This is a genomic window from Streptomyces sp. NPDC091282 (genome assembly GCF_044757385.1).
GTDB classification, from domain to species: Bacteria; Actinomycetota; Actinomycetes; order Streptomycetales; family Streptomycetaceae; genus Streptomyces; species Streptomyces gramineus.
This window is the reverse complement of the sequence record NZ_JBIVUX010000005.1, coordinates 263,229-280,564: the sequence shown is the minus strand read 5'-3', so window position 1 is coordinate 280,564 and position 17,336 is coordinate 263,229. Positions and strand designations below refer to the sequence as shown.

The 17,336-nt window shown below is 71.3% G+C and carries 14 protein-coding genes; 7 read left to right on the top strand and 7 right to left on the bottom strand.

The window, feature by feature from the left end; genetic code table 11:
* Positions 1-48: 48 nt before the first annotated feature.
* The 4 genes from hisC (at position 49) to cydD (ending at position 7,603) form a co-directional block, all read left to right on the top strand.
* The gene (hisC, locus tag ACIQOE_RS24680) at positions 49-1,128 is read left to right on the top strand and encodes a histidinol-phosphate transaminase (protein WP_365559105.1); all 1,080 of its coding nucleotides are present in this window, start codon (positions 49-51) and stop codon (positions 1,126-1,128) included.
* Between the two features lie 328 nt (positions 1,129-1,456).
* Positions 1,457-2,965, top strand: a complete 1,509-nt coding sequence (locus ACIQOE_RS24675) for a cytochrome ubiquinol oxidase subunit I (protein WP_351316401.1) — start codon at positions 1,457-1,459, stop codon at positions 2,963-2,965.
* An 18-nt stretch (positions 2,966-2,983) separates the two neighbouring features.
* Complete coding sequence (gene cydB, locus ACIQOE_RS24670) at positions 2,984-3,991, top strand: cytochrome d ubiquinol oxidase subunit II (protein ID WP_362170325.1); 1,008 nt, start codon at positions 2,984-2,986, stop codon at positions 3,989-3,991.
* Positions 3,992-4,060: 69 nt separating this feature from the next.
* Positions 4,061-7,603, top strand: a complete 3,543-nt coding sequence (gene cydD / locus ACIQOE_RS24665; RefSeq protein WP_401413771.1) for a thiol reductant ABC exporter subunit CydD — start codon at positions 4,061-4,063, stop codon at positions 7,601-7,603.
* 19 nt (positions 7,604-7,622) lie between these two features.
* Here the strand turns inward: cydD and ACIQOE_RS24660 are convergent, their stop codons facing one another.
* The 7 genes from ACIQOE_RS24660 to ACIQOE_RS24630 all read right to left on the bottom strand — a co-directional run bounded on the left by ACIQOE_RS24660 (position 7,623) and on the right by ACIQOE_RS24630 (position 14,330).
* Positions 7,623-8,510: a Cof-type HAD-IIB family hydrolase gene (locus ACIQOE_RS24660; RefSeq protein WP_365559108.1), complete on the bottom strand. Its 888-nt coding sequence runs from the start codon at positions 8,508-8,510 to the stop codon at positions 7,623-7,625.
* Between the two features lie 90 nt (positions 8,511-8,600).
* The gene (locus tag ACIQOE_RS24655; protein ID WP_401413768.1) at positions 8,601-9,503 is read right to left on the bottom strand and encodes an LLM class flavin-dependent oxidoreductase; all 903 of its coding nucleotides are present in this window, start codon (positions 9,501-9,503) and stop codon (positions 8,601-8,603) included.
* A 42-nt stretch (positions 9,504-9,545) separates the two neighbouring features.
* On the bottom strand, positions 9,546-10,010 hold the full coding sequence (locus ACIQOE_RS24650) for a hypothetical protein (RefSeq protein ID WP_401413766.1): 465 nt from the start codon (positions 10,008-10,010) through the stop codon (positions 9,546-9,548).
* Positions 10,011-10,028: 18 nt separating this feature from the next.
* Entirely contained in the window at positions 10,029-10,580 is a 552-nt protein-coding gene (locus ACIQOE_RS24645) for an RNA 2'-phosphotransferase (RefSeq protein ID WP_351934164.1), read from the bottom strand.
* 194 nt (positions 10,581-10,774) lie between these two features.
* The gene (locus ACIQOE_RS24640) at positions 10,775-11,725 is read right to left on the bottom strand and encodes a MerR family transcriptional regulator (protein ID WP_401413764.1); all 951 of its coding nucleotides are present in this window, start codon (positions 11,723-11,725) and stop codon (positions 10,775-10,777) included.
* Positions 11,722-13,482, bottom strand: a complete 1,761-nt coding sequence (locus ACIQOE_RS24635) for an SDR family oxidoreductase (RefSeq protein WP_401413762.1) — start codon at positions 13,480-13,482, stop codon at positions 11,722-11,724. The genes ACIQOE_RS24640 and ACIQOE_RS24635 overlap by 4 nt, the downstream gene beginning before the upstream one ends.
* Positions 13,479-14,330, bottom strand: coding sequence for a M24 family metallopeptidase (locus ACIQOE_RS24630; protein WP_401413760.1), 852 nt, complete (start codon positions 14,328-14,330; stop codon positions 13,479-13,481). Before ACIQOE_RS24630 ends, ACIQOE_RS24635 begins: the two co-directional genes overlap by 4 nt.
* Before the next feature lie 226 nt (positions 14,331-14,556).
* Here ACIQOE_RS24630 and ACIQOE_RS24625 point away from each other — a divergent pair, with 226 nt between their 5' ends.
* Genes ACIQOE_RS24625 through ACIQOE_RS24615 form a run of 3 tightly spaced genes read left to right on the top strand, consistent with a single transcriptional unit; the run spans position 14,557 to position 17,328 of the window.
* The gene (locus tag ACIQOE_RS24625) at positions 14,557-15,522 is read left to right on the top strand and encodes an ABC transporter ATP-binding protein (protein WP_351317825.1); all 966 of its coding nucleotides are present in this window, start codon (positions 14,557-14,559) and stop codon (positions 15,520-15,522) included.
* Positions 15,512-16,420, top strand: a complete 909-nt coding sequence (locus ACIQOE_RS24620; RefSeq protein WP_351934172.1) for an ABC transporter permease — start codon at positions 15,512-15,514, stop codon at positions 16,418-16,420. Before ACIQOE_RS24625 ends, ACIQOE_RS24620 begins: the two co-directional genes overlap by 11 nt.
* Positions 16,417-17,328, top strand: coding sequence for an ABC transporter ATP-binding protein (locus tag ACIQOE_RS24615; protein ID WP_351316368.1), 912 nt, complete (start codon positions 16,417-16,419; stop codon positions 17,326-17,328). Before ACIQOE_RS24620 ends, ACIQOE_RS24615 begins: the two co-directional genes overlap by 4 nt.
* Positions 17,329-17,336 lie beyond the last annotated feature (8 nt).

Genomic DNA, 17,336 nt, shown 5'->3' with positions numbered 1-17,336 from the left:
GATGCCGGCGGCGCGGAGGGTCCGCCGGTGGTCGCGAGGAGGACTGCGGTGAGCGAGACGAGCCCCAAGTTGCGCGCCGAGCTGGAGGGTATCCCCTCCTACAAGCCGGGCAAGCCCGCTGCGGCGGACGGCCCGGTTGCCTACAAGCTCTCCTCCAACGAGAACCCGTATCCGCCGCTGCCGGGCGTGATGGAGTCGGTGACCGCCGCCGCGGCGGCCCTGAACCGCTACCCGGACATGGCGTGCACGGGTCTGATGGACGAGCTGGCGGACCGTTTCGGCGTCCCCGTCGGACATCTGGCCACGGGTACCGGCTCGGTCGGCGTGGCCCAGCAGCTGCTCCAGGCCACCAGCGGTCCCGGCGACGAGGTGATCTACGCCTGGCGGTCCTTCGAGGCGTACCCGATCATCACGCAGATCAGCGGCGCCCGCTCGGTCCAGGTGCCGCTCACGACCGGTGAGGTGCACGACCTGGACGCGATGGCGGACGCCATCACCGACCGGACGCGCCTGATCTTCGTCTGCAACCCGAACAACCCGACCGGCACGGTCGTGAAGCGGGCCGAGCTGGAGCGTTTCCTGGACCGGGTGCCGAAGGACGTGCTGGTGGTCCTCGACGAGGCCTACCGGGAGTTCATCCGCGACCCCGAGGTGCCCGACGGGGTCGAGATCTACCGCGAGCGGCCGAACGTCTGCGTGCTGCGCACCTTCTCCAAGGCGTACGGCCTCGCCGGCCTGCGGGTCGGCTTCGCGATCGCCCATGAGCCGGTGGCGGCGGCGCTGCGCAAGACGGCGGTGCCGTTCGGCGTGAGCCAGCTCGCCCAGGAGGCGGCGATCGCCTCCCTGCGGGCCGAGGACGAACTGCTCGGCCGGGTCGGCTCGCTGGTGTGCGAGCGACAGCGCGTGGTCGGCGACCTTCGTGCCCAGGGCTGGACGGTGCCCGAGACCCAGGCCAACTTCGTGTGGCTGCGGCTGGGCGAGCGTACGACGGCCTTCGCCCAGCTCTGCGAGGGGCACGGCGCGGTCGTCCGGCCGTTCGCGGGCGAGGGTGTCCGGGTGACGATCGGGGAGACCGAGGCGAACGACATCTTCCTGAAGGCGGCGGAGCACTTCCGCAAGGAGCTCTGACCGCCGGGAGTCCGGCAGTCGAGCTGTTCGCACTCGTACGGGGTCGCCGGTGAGGCGGCCCCGTTTCGTTTGGGGTTTCACGTGAAACCGGTCGCCGCGGCCGACACTGCGCCCGTCGCTGTCGCTGTCGCTGTCGCTGTCGCCGTCGGTCTGGTCGCGAGGCGACGTGACGGAGAAGACATGACCCCCGTGGTTCCTTCGAAAATCAGTAGGTCATAATGGCTTGTGAATGTGAATGCATTCACAAGCTCGTCTCGTTTGTTCCGTATGTACGTGACAAAGGGCACAAAGTGCCGCTGGTTCTCGGCGACGTAAGGAGACTGACGACGTGTACCTGGCCCTGGCGCCGGAGACGCTGGCGCGTTGGCAGTTCGGCATCACCACCGTCTACCACTTCCTGTTCGTCCCGCTGACGATCTCCCTGGCCGCCCTCACGGCGGGCCTGCAGACCGCATGGGTGCGCACGGAGAAGGAGAAGTACCTCAGGGCGACCAAATTCTGGGGCAAGCTCTTCTTGATCAACATCGCGATGGGCGTGGTCACCGGCATCGTGCAGGAGTTCCAGTTCGGCATGAACTGGTCCGACTACTCGCGGTTCGTCGGTGACATCTTCGGCGCCCCGCTCGCCTTCGAGGCGCTGATCGCCTTCTTCTTCGAGTCCACCTTCATCGGGCTGTGGATCTTCGGCTGGGACAAGCTGCCCAAGAAGATCCATCTGGCCTGCATCTGGATGGTCTCCATCGGCACGATCCTGTCCGCGTACTTCATCCTCGCGGCCAACTCCTGGATGCAGCACCCCGTCGGCTACAAGATCGACAAGGTGAAGGGGCGCGCCGAGCTGACCGACTTCTGGGCTGTCCTGACCCAGAACACCGCGCTGGCCCAGGCGTTCCACACGCTGGCCGCGTCCTTCCTGACCGGTGGCGCGTTCATGGTGGGCATCGCCGCCTTCCACCTGTTCCGCAAGAAGCACATCACCGTGATGAAGACCTCGCTGCGGCTGGGTCTGGTCACCGTCGTCATCGCCGGCATGCTCACCGCGATCAGCGGCGACACCCTCGGCAAGGTCATGTTCAAGCAGCAGCCGATGAAGATGGCCGCCGCGGAGGCCCTGTGGGACGGGCAGAACGCGGCACCGTTCTCGATCTTCGCCTACGGCGACGTGAGCAAGGGCCACAACAGCGTCGAACTGTCGGTTCCCGGTGTCCTGTCGTTCCTCGCCGACGACGACTTCAACTCCTACGTCCCCGGCATCAACGACACCAACAAGGCCGAACAGCAGAAGTACGGTCCGGGCGACTACCGCCCGATCATCCCCGTCACCTTCTGGGCGTTCCGCTGGATGATCGGCTTCGGTATGGCGTCCTTCGCCATCGGCCTGGCCGGACTCTGGCTGACCCGCAGGAAGTTCATGCTGCCGCAGCATCTGCGGGTCGGCGAGGACGAGGTACCGCACCTGGTCCTCTTCAAGAACAAGGCCCTCAGCCCGAAGCTCGGCCGGCTGTACTGGCTGGTGGCGATATGGACGCTGGGCTTCCCGTTGATCGCCAACTCCTGGGGCTGGATCTTCACCGAGATGGGCCGGCAGCCGTGGGTCGTCTACGGCGTCCTGCAGACCCGGGACGCCGTCTCCCCCGGTGTCTCCCAGACCGAGATCCTCATCTCGATGATCACCTTCACCGCGCTGTACGCCGTCCTCGCCGTCATCGAGGTCAAGCTGCTCGTGAAGTACATCAAGGGAGGTCCGCCCGAGCTCACCGACGACGACCTCAACCCGCCCACGAAGATCGGCGGCGAGGCGCGTGACGCCGACAAGCCGATGGCCTTCTCGTACTAGGCCCAGGGAGACGCAGTCATGGAACTTCACGACGTCTGGTTCGTCCTGATCGCCGTCCTATGGACCGGCTACTTCTTCCTGGAGGGCTTCGACTTCGGGGTCGGCATCCTCACCAAGCTGCTCGCCCGCGACCGGCCCGAGAAGCGGGTGCTGATCAACACGATCGGCCCGGTCTGGGACGGCAACGAGGTGTGGCTGCTCACCGCGGGCGGGGCGACCTTCGCCGCCTTCCCCGAGTGGTACGCCACGCTCTTCTCGGGCTTCTACCTGCCGCTGCTGGTCATCCTGGTCTGCCTGATCGTCCGGGGTGTCGCCTTCGAGTACCGGGCCAAGCGGCCCGAGGAGAACTGGCAGCGCAACTGGGAGACCGCGATCTTCTGGACCTCGCTGATCCCGGCGTTCCTGTGGGGCGTGGCCTTCGGCAACATCGTGCGGGGCGTGAAGATCGACCGGCACTTCGAGTACGTCGGCAGCGTCGGGGACCTGCTCAACCCGCACGCCCTGCTCGGCGGACTCGTCACGCTGACCCTGTTCACCTTCCACGGGGCGGTGTTCACCGCGCTGAAGACCGTCGGTGACATACGGGTGCGGGCGCGGAAGCTGGCGACCAAGGTCGGTCTGCTCAGCGCCGTGCTGGCGCTGGCCTTCCTGCTGTGGACCCAGGCCGACAGCGGGGACGGCAAGAGCCTGGTGGCCCTGGTGGTGGCGGTCGTCGCGCTGGTCGCCGCCCTGGGAGCCAATCTGCGGGGCCGTGAGGGATGGGCGTTCGCCCTCTCCGGCGTCACCATCGTGGCCGCCGTGGCGATGCTCTTCCTGTCGCTCTTCCCGAACGTCATGCCGTCGTCGCTCAACCCGGAGTGGAGCCTCACGGTCACGAACGCCTCGTCGAGCCCCTACACCCTGAAGATCATGACCTGGCTGGCGGCGATCGCCACGCCGCTCGTCATGCTCTACCAGGGGTGGACGTACTGGGTGTTCCGCAAGCGGATCGGCACGCAGCACATCGCAGCCGAAGCCGCCCACTGAGTCCGTAAGAGTCCAAGGAGTGGGTGTTTCACGTGAAACACCCACTCCGGGCCGAAGGGCATGTTTCACGTGAAACCAATCGATCCGCGTCTGCTGCGTTACGCCCGAGCCACTCGTCTCTTCCTGGCTGCCGTCGTCGGCCTCGGTGCCGTCGGCGCCGGGCTGGTCATCGCCCAGGCGATGCTCATCGCCGACGTGGTGGTCGGCGCCTTCCAGCACGGCCACTCGGCATCCGAACTCCGCACACCGCTCGTGCTGTTGGTGTGCGTCGCTGTCGGCCGGGCGCTGGTCTCCTGGCTGACCGAACTGGCGGCGCACCGGGCGAGCGCGGCGGTCAAGTCCGAACTGCGCGGCCGGCTTCTCGACCGGGCGGTCGCGCTCGGACCCGGCTGGCTGACCGGTCAGCGGACCGGATCGCTGGTCACGCTCGCCACGCGAGGTGTCGACGCCCTCGACGACTACTTCTCGCGCTACCTGCCGCAGCTGGGTCTCGCGGTGGTCGTCCCGGTCGCGGTGCTGGCCCGGATCGTGACCGAGGACTGGGTCTCCGCGGCGATCATCGTCGGCACGCTGCCGCTCATCCCGCTGTTCATGGTGCTGATCGGCTGGGCCACCCAGTCCCGGACGGACCGTCAGTGGCGGCTGCTGTCGCGGCTGTCCGGCCACTTCCTGGACGTGACCGCAGGGCTGCCCACGCTGAAGGTGTTCGGGCGGGCCAAGGCGCAGGCCGAGTCCATTCGCCGCATCACCGGCGAGTACCGGCAGGCGACCATGCGGACCCTGCGGATCGCCTTCCTCTCGTCCTTCGCCCTGGAACTGCTCGCCACGCTCTCGGTGGCGCTGGTGGCCGTAACCATCGGCATGCGGCTGGTGCACGGCGACATGGACCTGTACATCGGACTGGTCATCCTGGTGCTGGCCCCGGAGGCGTACCTCCCGCTCCGGCAGGTGGGTGCCCAGTTCCACGCGGCGGCGGAGGGGGTCGCGGCCGCGGAGGAGATTTTCGCGGTGCTGGAGACGCCGCTGCCGGCGTCCGGTGCGGGCGAGGTCCCGGCCGAGGCGTCCCTGGCCTTCGAGGGGGTGACGGTCCGCTATCCGGGCCGCTCGGCGGACGCGGTGACCGACGTGTCGTTCACCGTGGCCCCCGGCGAGACCGTGGCGCTGGTCGGCCCGAGCGGAGTGGGCAAGTCGACGCTGCTGGACGTGCTGCTGGGGTTCGTGCGGCCGACGGCGGGCCGGGTACGGATCGGGGGAGCCGAACTCGGTGCGGTCGACCTGGAGGCGTGGCGGTCGCGGATCGCGTGGGTGCCGCAGCGACCGCATCTGTACGCCGGCACGATCGCCGAGAACGTACGGCTCGCACGTCCCGACGCGGACGACGAGGCGGTGCGGCGGGCGCTGCGGGACGCCGGCGCCCTGGAGTTCGTGGACGCGCTGCCGGACGGCGCCGCCACCGTGCTCGGTGAGGACGGCGCGGGGCTCTCCGCCGGACAGCGGCAACGGCTGGCGCTGGCACGGGCGTTCCTGGCGGACCGGCCGGTGCTGCTGCTGGACGAGCCGACGGCAGCGCTGGACGGGGCGACCGAGGCCGAGGTCGTGGCGGCGGTACGGCGGCTGGCCGCCGGGCGGACGGTGCTGCTGGTGGTGCACCGGCCGGCGCTGCTCCCGGCGGCGGACTGGGTGGTGCGGCTCTCCGGCGGCGAGGCCCCCGGGGAACTCCGCCCGGCCCCTGCTCGACCGGGTCGTCGGGAGGGTGAGGCGGCCGACCGGCCGGAGCGCGGCTCGGAGGAGCGGCCCGTGCCTGCTCCGAGCGGTGGGGCGGGCTCGGCGGCCGTGCCGGGGAAGGGCGTGCTGGCCCGGGTGCGGGCGGATTCCGGGGCCCGGCGGGCACGGCTGGCGCTCGCGCTGCTGCTGGGTGCGCTGGCGCTCGGAAGTGCCGTGGGGTTGATGGCGACCTCCGGGTGGCTGATCTCGCGGGCCTCGCAACAGCCGCCGGTGCTCTATCTGATGGTCGCCGTGACGGCCACCCGGGCCTTCGGCATCGGGCGGGCCGTGTTCCGCTACGGGGAGCGGCTGGTCTCGCACGACGCGGTGCTGCGCATGCTGGCCGACACCCGGGTAGCGGTCTACCGGCGCCTCGAACGGCTCGCTCCCGCCGGACTCCGTGCGACCAGGCGCGGGGATCTGCTCAGCCGGCTGGTCGCCGACGTGGACACGCTGCAGGACTACTGGCTGCGGTGGCTGCTGCCCGCCGGGGCGGCGGCGGCCGTGTCGGCGGCGGCCGTGGGCTTCACCGCCTGGCTGCTGCCCGAGGCGGGGGCCGCCCTCGCCGTGGGGCTGCTGGCGGCCGGTGTCGGTGTCCCGCTGGTGACCTCCGCCGTGGCCCGCCGGGCCGAGCAGCGGCTGGCGCCCGCCCGCGGCCTGCTCGCGACCCGGGTCACCGACCTGCTGACCGGTACCGCCGAACTGACCGTCGCCGGCGCGCTGCCCGCCCGTACCGGCGAGGTCCGGCAGGCCGACGGCACGCTCACCCGGATCGCCTCGCGGGCGGCCGCCGTCACCGCGCTCGGGGACGGACTGACCGCCCTGCTGACGGGCCTGACCGTCGCCGCCACGGCGCTGGTGGGCGCCCAGGGGGTGGCCGACGGGCGGCTGAGCGGGGTGGCGATGGCGGTGGTGGTGCTGACGCCGCTGGCCGCCTTCGAGGCCGTCCTCGGGCTTCCCCTCGCGGTGCGGCACCGGCAGCGGGTGCGCAAGAGCGCCGAGCGCATCTACGAGGTGCTGGACGCGCCGGAACCCGTACGGGAGCCCGAGCGCCCGCGCCGGGCGCCCGCCGCGCCCTTCCCCCTCGTCCTGAGGGGGCTGTCGGCCCGTCACGAGGGCCAGCACCGGGACGCGCTCAGCGGCCTTGACCTGACCCTCGACCAGGGACGGCGGGTCGCCGTGGTCGGTGCCTCCGGTTCCGGCAAGACGACCCTCGCCCAGGTCCTCCTGCGGTTCCTCGACCCGGAAGCGGGTTCCTACACGCTGGCCGGCGTCGACGCGTACGCGGTGGAGAGCGACGACGTCCGGCGGCTCGTCGGGCTGTGCGCCCAGGACGCGCACCTCTTCGACAGCTCCGTGCGCGAGAACCTGCTGCTCGCGCGCAGGGACGCCACCGACACGGATCTGCGGGACGCGCTGGACCGGGCCCGGCTGCTGGACTGGGTGGACGGGCTGCCCGATGGGCTCGACACGCTGGTCGGCGAGCACGGGGCCCGGCTGTCGGGCGGCCAGCGGCAGCGGCTGGCGCTCGCCCGGGCGCTGCTCGCCGATTTCCCTGTACTGGTCCTGGACGAACCCGCCGAGCACCTCGACCTGGCCACCGCGGACGCGCTCACCGCCGACCTGCTGGCGGCCACCGAGGGCCGGACGACGGTACTGATCACCCATCGGCTGGCGGGCCTGGAGGCGGTGGACGAGGTGATCGTGCTCGACGGCGGCCGGGTGGCGCAGCGCGGGCCGTACCGGGAACTGGCCGCCGTGACCGGCCCGTTCCGGACGATGGCGGAACGGGAGGCGGCGACGGAATCACCGGCGCAGGCGCCTGGCGGCCTGCTGACCGCGCCCTAGGACCGCCCGGCGCTCCGGGTCAGTCGCGGGCGGCCAGCAGCCGTTCGATCACGACCGCGACACCGTCCTCGTTGTTGGCGGCCGTGCGGCCGGAGGCGGCGGCGATCACGGCGGGGTGGGCGTTGCCCATCGCGTACGAGCGTCCGGCCCAGGTCAGCATCTCGACGTCGTTGGGCATGTCGCCGAAGGCCACGACCTCCTCGTGGGAGATGCCGCGCTCGGCGCACTCCAGGGCCAGCGTGCTGGCCTTGGAGACCCCCGGACCGCTGATCTCCAGCAGGGCGCTGGGGCTGGACCGGGTGACGGTGGCGCGGTCGCCGACGGCCAGCCGGGCGAGGGTGAGGAAGGCGTCGGGGTCGAGGTCGGGGTGGAAGGCGAGGATCTTGAGCACGGGTTCGCCGGTGCCGAGCCCGTCGGCCGCGAGGATCTCCTCGGCGGGCAGCAGGTGGTCCGGCTTCTCCATGTGCAGCTTGGGATAGGCGGGCTCCTGGTGGAAGCCGTACGTCTGCTCGACCGCGTACACCGTGCCGGGCGCGGCCTCGCGCAGCAGGCGCACCGCGTCCAGCGCGTTCTCCCTGGCCAGTTCGCGTACCTTCACGAAGCGGTGGGCGCCGGGGCCGCCGTGCAGGTCGACCACGGCGGCGCCGTTGCCGCAGATCGCGAGGCCGTGGCCGTGCACGTGCGCGCTGACCACGTCCATCCAGCGGGCCGGGCGGCCGGTGACGAAGAAGACCTCGATGCCCGCCTCCTCGGCGGCGGCCAGCGCGGCGACCGTCCTCGGGGAGACCGACTTGTCGTCGCGCAGCAGGGTGCCGTCGAGATCGGTGGCGATCAGCCGGGGCGGGGTCGCGCAGGCGGGGGTCTCGGGCTGTCTGGTCGCTGAGGTCACCGGCCCATTCTCGCGCATATGCCCGCACGCCAGTGCGGTGCGGCGCACAGATGAGACACAGACGACTTTCGCGGCCCCCGGCCGGACCCGGTCCCCCGTCCCGCGGGCTCAGGTCAGCTGGGCCGGGGCCTCCATGGCGATCTGCTCGAAGACCTTCTCGTCGGCGGCGAAGTCCGAGTCCGGGATGGGCCAGTGGATCACCAGCTCGGTGAAGCCCAGCTCCCGGTGGCGGCCGGCGAAGTCGACGAAGGCGTCCAGGGACGTCAGCGGACGGGCCCGGTCCGGGGTGAAGCCGGTGAGCAGCACCTTGTCCAGCGCGGACGCGTCCCGGCCGATCGCGGCGCAGGCCTCGCCGAGCCGCGCCGTCTGGCCGCGCAGTGCCTCGACGGACTGCTCGGGCGTGCCGTTCTCGTACAGCTTCGGGTCGCCGGTGGTGACCCATGCCTGTCCGTGCCGCGCGGCGAGCTTCAGCCCGCGCGGGCCGGTGGCCGCGACCGCGAAGGGCAGCCGGGGCCGCTGCACGCAGCCGGGGATGTCGCGCGCCTCGTGGGCCGAGTAGTACGTGCCCTCGTGCGTCACGGAGTCCTCGGTGAGCAGCCGGTCGAGCAGCGGCACGAACTCGGCGAACCGGTCGGCACGCTCGCGCGCGGTCCACGGCTCCTGGCCCAGTGCGGTGGCGTCGAAGCCGGTGCCGCCGGCGCCGATGCCGAGCGTCACCCGGCCTCCCGAGATGTCGTCGAGGGAGATCAGTTCCTTGGCGAGCGTCACGGGGTGCCGGAAGTTCGGCGAGGTGACGAGGGTGCCCAGGCGGATCCGGTCGGTGACGGAGGCGGCGGCGGTGAGCGTCGGGATCGCGCCGAACCACGGGCCGTCCCGGAAGCTGCGCCAGGAGAGGTGGTCGTAGGTGTACGCGGTGTGGAAGCCCAGTTCCTCGGCCCGCGTCCAGGCGGTACGGCCGCCTTCGTTCCAGCGGCGGTACGGCAGGATCACGGTGCTCAGGCGCAGACTCATGCGTTCGAGACTAAGGGGCGCCGTCGGCGGTGGACGAAACGGTCACCGTATGCGGCGGCTCAGCCACGGCGTGAGCAGGTACACGGGGACGGTCTCCTTGTACGTGCGGTCGCCGGGCAGCGGCACGACCAGCGAGGAGACGGGCGGGAAGCGGCGGGAGCGGACGCTGGCCAGGCCGCCGAAGACCGAGCGCAGGAACGCGGGCACGTCGTCGCGCGGGACGTCGTGGAACTCGACGCCCTCCACCGTGATGAGCGCGTCGTCGTCCGGGTAGAGCCGCACGCTCACCTGCGGCGCCCCGCCGAACTCGGCGTACGCCTCGTGCGGCAGCGAACCGTCGGGGTCCGCGGTGACACCGACGCCCGCCGCCACGCGCCGGGAGGTCCGGTCGGCGCCGATGTCGTGGGTCACCTCGATCTCGCGGCCGTGCTCGGCGGCGATCGCGTGCAGGGCGGTCACGGCCGCCTCGGTCGTGGGGAGGTGGTCCCTGCGGTCGCTCTGGTCCATACCGGTCATCATGCAGGGTCAGTGCGGGCCGGGGAAGCGCAGGTACCCCGGCGGTACGGCCCGGGTCAGCCACACCCCGTTCGCGCTGACGTGGAAGACGTGCCCGTCCCGGTGCATCGCGCCGGCGTCGACGGAGAGGACGACCGGGCGTCCGCGGCGGGCGCCGACCCGGGTCGCGGTCTCGCGGTCGGCCGACAGGTGCACGTCGTGCCGGTTCATCGGGCGCAGCCCCTCGCTCCGGATCGCGTCCAGGTACCGGTCCACGGTCCCGTGGTAGAGGTACGGCGGCGGGGTCGCCGGGGGCAGTCCGAGGTCGACGTCGACGCTGTGGCCCTGGCTGGCGCGGATCCGGGCGCCCTCGATCGCGAAGCGCTGCTTGTCGTTGGCGGCGACGACGTGGTCCAGTTCCTCGCGGGTGACGGGGAAGCCGTGCGCGGCCGCGGCGGCGAGCAGTGTGTCGATCTCCACCCAGCCGGCCTCGTCGAGCGTGAGGCCGATGCGCTCGGGCTGGTGGCGCAGGTGCTTCGAGAGGTACTTCGACACCTTCACGGTGCGCCGTTCGTCCCTCATCCTGTCGTTCTGTCCTATGGTCGGCTTGTCGTTCGTTTCGCCGTTCGGTCTGTGGTTCTTCTCGTCGTTCATCCGGCCAGCGTGCCGGGAGAGACGCGGATCACGCAGCTCTTTTTTCGCGGGAGGTTTGATCCACAGCCAAGTGCTGTTATCCACAAGGAATTTGGCGGCGCTGTGGACAACGGCCGGGTGATTCAGGGTGTTTCGCCAAGATCGGTAACAGGCCTGTGATCTGCGGTGAGGGCGTCCAAGTGCCGCGCTCGCGCCTCCCGTTCGGCGGCCAGTGCGATGAACTCGGCGATGTGCTCCGGGCCAACGAGGCTCCGTACGGACTCGATCGTGTCGGCGGGCAGGGCCACGGTGCGCGTCTGGTCCGGGGTCTCCGCCCGCTCCTCCGCCCCGAGCCGTCTGCGCACCTCGCGGGTGGCGAACAGGCGCATGGCCCGCGCCAGTTCGGCGTCCACCGTCAGCTGGGCCAGCGGACGCAGGCGCCGTACCAGCGAGGCCGCTTCGGCCGCCTTCGCGTCGGTGCGGTGGTGCGGGTCGTCGAGATAGCGGGCGAAGACGTGCTCGGTGGTGAACTCCAGGAAACGGGCGGCTATGTGCTCCACCTGGACCCTCAACTCCCGCAGATGACCGGCGATCGCGGTGAGCGGTACCCCGGCCGCGTGCAACTCGGCTGCCACGGCCAGCTCCTGAGGGCTCGGCACGAGGAACGAACCGGGGTCGCCGGGCACCGGCTCCAGGATGCCGAGCGCCACGGCCTCGGCCACGGCCGTGTCGTCGGGTGCGCCGCCGAAGCGGGCGTCCAGGTCGGCGCGGGACAGACGGGCCGGCTGCTCGTCGGTCCAGGGACCCTCGGCCTCGGTGACGAGCCCGAGGACACCGGCCAGGCCGCGGCCGGTGTCCCAGGCGTCGAGCAGTTCCCTGATGGAGGCCAGGGTGTAGCCGCGGGCGAGGAGGTCGGCGATCTGGTGGAGGCGGGTGAGATGCGCGTCGGAGTACAGGTTGGCCCGGCCCTGGCGCTCGGGGCGGGGGAGCAGGCCCTTGTCCTGGTAGGCGCGGACGGTGCGGACGGTGGTCCGGGACAGGCGGGCCAGGTCCTCGATGCGATAGGCGGACCCGGCCGGGGACCCGGCTGTCACAGCCTCGGCTCCACCCGCGCGATCCTGCGCAGCACCCCCGGTGCCACCCGCGACAGCAGCCGCACCCCGCGCGCCTCCGGCGTCACCGGGACCACCGCCCGGTTGTGCTCCACCGCCTCCAGGATCGCCGAGGCGACCTTCTCCGGCGGGTAGTTCCGCATCCCGTAGAGCCGGGCCGAGCGCTGCTGCCTGCGCCGCTGCTCCTCCTCGTCGACCCCGGTGAAGCGGGCGGTCGACGTGATGCCGGTGTTGACGATGCCGGGGCAGATCGCGGTCACGCCGATGCGCCGGCCGGCGAGTTCGGCGCGCAGGCACTCGGACAGCATCAGGACCGCGGCCTTGGACGTGCTGTAGGCCGGCAGTGCCCGCGAGGGCTGGAAGGCGGCCGCCGAGGCGACGTTCACGATGTGGCCGCCCTGGCCGCGCTCGGCCATCCGGGCGCCGAACAGGCGGCAGCCGTGGATCACGCCCCACAGGTTGACGTCCAGGACCTTGCGCCAGTCCTCCGTGGTCGTCGTGAGGAAGGAGCCGGACAGGCCGATGCCCGCGTTGTTGACCAGCACGTCCAGCACCCCGTACGTGCGGTGCACGCGCTCGGCGAGCCTCTCCATGGCCTGTTCGTCGGAGACGTCGGCCGTCTCGGCCCAGGCGTCCGCCGCGCCGATCAGCCGGGACAGCTCGGCGGTGCGGACGGCGGCCTCGGCGTCCCGGTCGACGGCCACCACGCGCGCGCCCGCCTCCGCGAACGCGAACGCCGTGGCCCGGCCGATGCCGCTGCCCGCGCCGGTGACCAGGACCAACTGGCCGCCGAACCGCTGGGCATGGCGGTCCGCACGCTTCGGCTCGGCGCCCCGGCCGTCCTCCACGGAGATCACGAACTCCTCGATCCAGGCCGCCACCTGGTCCGGGCGGGTGCGCGGGATCCAGTGCTTGTCGGGCAGGGTGCGGCGGGTCAGCCGGGGTGCCCAGCGCTCCAGGTCGTCGTAGAGGCGCTCGGAGAGGAACGCGTCGCCGAGGGGCGTGATGAGCTGCACGGGCGCGTGCGCGTAGGCGTCCTCGCGCGGGCGGCGCAGCCGGGGCCGGACGTTGTCGCGGTACAGCCAGGCGCCGTGGGCCGCGTCGGAGCGCAGGGAATCGGTCGGGTAGTCCCCGGCGGGGAGCTTCTCGGCCCGTCGCAGGATGCCGGGCCAGGCCCTGCCGAGCGGGCCGCGCCAGGCCAGTTCCGGCACGACCGGGGTGTGCAGCAGGTACACGTACCAGGACTTGGCGCCCTGGCCGAGGAGCTGGCCGACCCGGCGGGGCGTCGGGCGCTTCACGCGCGCGTTGATCCAGTGCCCGAAGTGGTCGAGGGAGGGGCCGGACATCGAGGTGAAGGAGGCGATCCGGCCCTCCGTGCGGCCCACGGTGGCGAACTCCCAGGACTGCACCGAGCCCCAGTCGTGGCCGACCAGGTGCACCGGCCGGTCCGGGCTGACGGTGTCGATCACCGCGAGGAAGTCGTCGGTCAGCTTGGCCAGCGTGAAGCCGCCGCGCAGTGGCTGCGGTGCGGTCGAGCGGCCGTGGCCCCGGACGTCGTAGAGCACCACGTGGAAGCGCTCGGCCAGGCGGGGCGCGACCTCGGACCAGACCTCCTTGCTGTCCGGATAGCCGTGGACGAGGACGACCGTCGGCTGTGCCGGGTCGCCCAGTTCCGCCACGCACAGCTCGATGCCGCCGGTGTGCACCCGCCGCTCGCGTGCGCCCTTCAGTGCCGTCACTTGTCCTCCGCCCAGCGCCGCACGTGCGGCAGATCGTCGTCCAGCCAGAAGGCGCTCTGCTCGGGATCCCGGGAGTCGGTGACCACGAGGATCTCCTCGAACTTGGCTCCGGTGCCCCGGAAGCCGAGATGGGGTTCGACCGCCCACAGGCCGGGCCGCGGCGGGTGGTCGGAGAAGCGGTACGGCGACCACAGGGGCGACCAGCCGTCGCGGTGGCCGTGCAGGGCGTCGGAGGCGAGCCCCTTCAGGGACTGGGTGCCGAACCCGAACAGCTGCGGTGACCAGCGGCGCTGTTTCACCCGGTCCACCTTGTGGGCGATCACGCCGAACGGGTACGCGCGATGCCGGTTGGCGTAGCCCTGGCGGACCATGAGGCGGTCCACGTCCTCGTAGATCTCGCGCAGCGGGCGGCGCTCGCGCACCTCGCGCAGGATCAGTGCCCGGTGTGCTTCCAGGTCGGCCATCAGCCGGTCCTGCACCGGGTTGACGCCGAGCGACCCGGAGTAGCCGATGTCGGCCGTGCAGCCCTCGAACACCGGGGCCATGTCGAGGATGAACGGCATCCCCGGCTCCAGCCTGCGGTCGGTCGGGAAGAACTGCAGCGGTACGCGGAAGTCCGTGAAGGCGGTGCGGTCGCCGAACCAGGCGAAGGGGAGGTGGAACCAGTCCCGCACGCCGCGGGCGCGCAGCCACTCGCGCTGCATCCGGGCCGCCTCGCGCTCGGTGATCCCGGGCTCCAGCCGGGCCGCGACCGCCTCCGCGCAGTCGTAGGCGAGCCGCTGCACGCGCCGGAAACCCTGGAGCTCCGTGGCGCGTTCGGAGAGTACGTCCTGCGCTGTCGTCGTCATCCGCTCCGTCCCCGTCGACTGCGGTACGCGTCCGTAACCTGACACTGGTGAATGTGACAGTTGTTAGAGACAACGTCAATAGGAGGTGCGGGGGCTGTGGACAACTCCGCGTAGCCCTCAGGCAGGGGATCCCCTAGGGTCCCGTAATACTCGAGAGTGACCCGAAGACGGCTCTCGGGTCTGACGACCCCCGGCGGTCCGGGTCACTACCTTCGATGGCGTGACTGTGATCGCGACCGAAAGCCTGAGCAAGCGGTTCCCCCGGGTGACCGCGCTCGACCGGCTGTCCGTGGACATCGGACCCGGTGTGACCGGACTCGTCGGAGCCAACGGCGCCGGCAAGTCCACCCTGATCAAGATCCTGCTGGGTCTGTCCCCCGCCAGCGAAGGCCGAGCCGAAGTGCTCGGCCTGGACGTGGCGACCAAGGGTGCCGCCATCCGCGAGCGGGTGGGCTACATGCCGGAGCACGACTGCCTGCCGCCCGACGTCTCGGCCACCGAGTTCGTCGTGCACATGGCCCGCATGTCCGGCCTGCCGCCCGCCGCCGCGCGCGAGCGCACCGCCGACACCCTGCGCCATGTCGGGCTCTACGAGGAGCGGTACCGCCCCATCGGCGGCTACTCGACCGGCATGAAGCAGCGCGTGAAGCTCGCGCAGGCGCTGGTCCACGACCCGCAGCTGGTCTTCCTGGACGAGCCGACCAACGGCCTCGACCCGGTCGGCCGTGACGAGATGCTCGGCCTGATCCGCCGGATCCACACCGACTTCGGCATCTCGGTCCTGGTCACCTCGCACCTGCTCGGCGAGCTGGAACGCACCTGCGACCACGTGGTCGTCGTCGACGGCGGCAAGCTGCTGCGGTCCAGCTCCACCACCGACTTCACGCAGTCCACGACCACCCTCGCGATCGAGGTCACCGACAGCGACGAGCACCCCGACGGCACCCGCGCGGTGCGCGAGGCGCTGCACGCGCGCGGGGTGGAGACGAACGCCGAGGGCGGCGGACTCCCCGGCGCCGGCCACATCCTGCTGCTCACCGCCCAGGGCGAGGAGACGTACGACCTGGTGCGTGACGTCGTCGCCGACCTCGGGCTCGGCCTGGTCCGCATGGAGCAGCGCAGACACCACATCTCCGAGGTCTTCACCAGCAGCGACGAGCAGCGGAAGGAGGCGGCCGTCCATGGCGGTTGAGCAGCCTCTGGCCACCCCCGCGGGTGACCAGTCCCGGATCCACGACATCGGCTACCGCGGCTACGACGGCCCGCGCCTGGGCCGCGCCTACGCGCGCGTCTCCCTCTACTCGCAGACGCTGCGCGGCTCCTACGGCCTCGGCCGCTCGGTGAAGTCCAAGGTGCTGCCGATGCTGCTGTTCGCGGTGATGTGCGTGCCGGCGGCCATCATGGTCGCGGTCGCCGTCGCCACCAAGGCGCACGACCTGCCGGTGTCCTACACCCGCTACGCGATCATCATGCAGGCCGTCATCAGCCTGTACGTCGCCTCGCAGGCACCCCAGGCCGTCTCCCGCGACCTGCGCTTCAAGACCATCCCGCTGTACTTCTCGCGGCCCATCGAGACCGCAGACTACGTCCAGGCCAAGTTCGCGGCCCTGGCCTCGGCTCTCTTCATCCTCACCGGCGCCCCGCTGGTCGTGCTCTACGTGGGCGCCCTGCTCTCCAAGATGGACTTCGCCCACCAGAGCGAGGGGTTCGGCCAGGGCCTGCTCTCGGTGGCCCTGCTGTCCCTCCTGCTGGCCGGCATCGGCCTGGTCATCGCGTCGGTCACGCCGCGCCGCGGCTTCGGCATCGCCGCCGTGATCGCCGTACTGACCATCTCCTACGGCGCGGTCTCCACCCTCCAGGCCATCGCCGACGCCCAGGGCAGCACCGGCGCCGTCCCGTGGATCGGCCTGTTCTCCCCGGTCACCCTGATCGGCGGCCTGAGCACCGCCCTGCTCGGCGGCACCAACACCTTCCCGGGCGGCGACGGTCCCTCGCACGCCCAGGGCGCGGTGTACCTGCTCGTCATCGTCGGCCTCATCGCCGCCTGCTACGGCCTGCTGCTGCGCCGCTACAAGAAGGTGGGACTGTGACCACGCTCTCCATCGACCACGTCTCCCGCTGGTTCGGCAACGTGGTCGCCGTCAACGACATCACCATGACCATCGGCCCCGGCGTCACCGGCCTGCTCGGCCCCAACGGCGCCGGGAAGTCCACCCTCATCAACATGATGGGCGGCTTCCTCGCCCCCTCCACCGGCACGGTCACCCTCGACGGGCAGCCGGTCTGGCGCAACGAGGACATCTACCGGCACATCGGCATCGTCCCCGAGCGGGAGGCGATGTACGACTTCCTCACCGGCCGCGAGTTCGTCGTCGCCAACGCCGAGTTGCACGGTCTCGGCGCCAAGGCCGCGCAGAAGGCGCTGGCCACCGTCGAGATGGAGTATGCGCAGGACCGCAAGATCTCGACGTACTCCAAGGGCATGCGCCAGCGCGTGAAGATGGCGTCCGCCCTGGTCCACGACCCCTCGCTGCTCCTGCTCGACGAGCCCTTCAACGGCATGGACCCGCGCCAGCGCATGCAGCTGATGGACCTGCTGCGCCGGATGGGCGACGACGGCCGCACCGTGCTGTTCTCCTCGCACATCCTCGAAGAGGTCGAGCAACTCGCCTGGCACATCGAGGTGGTGGTCGCCGGACGGCACGCGGCCAGCGGCGACTTCCGCAAGATCCGCCGGCTGATGACCGACCGCCCGCACCGCTACCTGATCCGCTCCAGCGACGACCGGGCCCTCGCGGCCGCGCTGATCGCCGACCCGTCGACCTCGGGCATCGAAGTCGACGTCACCGAGGGCGCGTTGCGCATCCAGGCCGTCGACTTCGGCCGGTTCACCGCCCTGTTGCCGAAGGTCGCCCGCGACCACGGCATCCGGCTGCTCACGGTCTCGCCGTCCGACGAGTCCCTGGAATCCGTGTTCTCTTACCTGGTCGCGGCGTAGGAGGCCGA

Excerpts from the sequence above, each read along its gene's own strand:
- ACIQOE_RS24650 (WP_401413766.1), bottom strand. The coding sequence starts at position 10,010 with ATGGACCAGAGCGACCGCAGGGACCACCTCCCCACGACCGAGGCGGCC.
- ACIQOE_RS24630 (WP_401413760.1), bottom strand. The coding sequence starts at position 14,330 with ATGACGACGACAGCGCAGGACGTACTCTCCGAACGCGCCACGGAGCTC.
- ACIQOE_RS24620 (WP_351934172.1), top strand. The coding sequence starts at position 15,512 with ATGGCGGTTGAGCAGCCTCTGGCCACCCCCGCGGGTGACCAGTCCCGG.
- ACIQOE_RS24655 (WP_401413768.1), bottom strand. The coding sequence starts at position 9,503 with ATGAGTCTGCGCCTGAGCACCGTGATCCTGCCGTACCGCCGCTGGAAC.
- cydB (WP_362170325.1), top strand. The coding sequence starts at position 2,984 with ATGGAACTTCACGACGTCTGGTTCGTCCTGATCGCCGTCCTATGGACC.
- ACIQOE_RS24645 (WP_351934164.1), bottom strand. The coding sequence starts at position 10,580 with ATGAGGGACGAACGGCGCACCGTGAAGGTGTCGAAGTACCTCTCGAAG.
- ACIQOE_RS24660 (WP_365559108.1), bottom strand. The coding sequence starts at position 8,510 with ATGCGCGAGAATGGGCCGGTGACCTCAGCGACCAGACAGCCCGAGACC.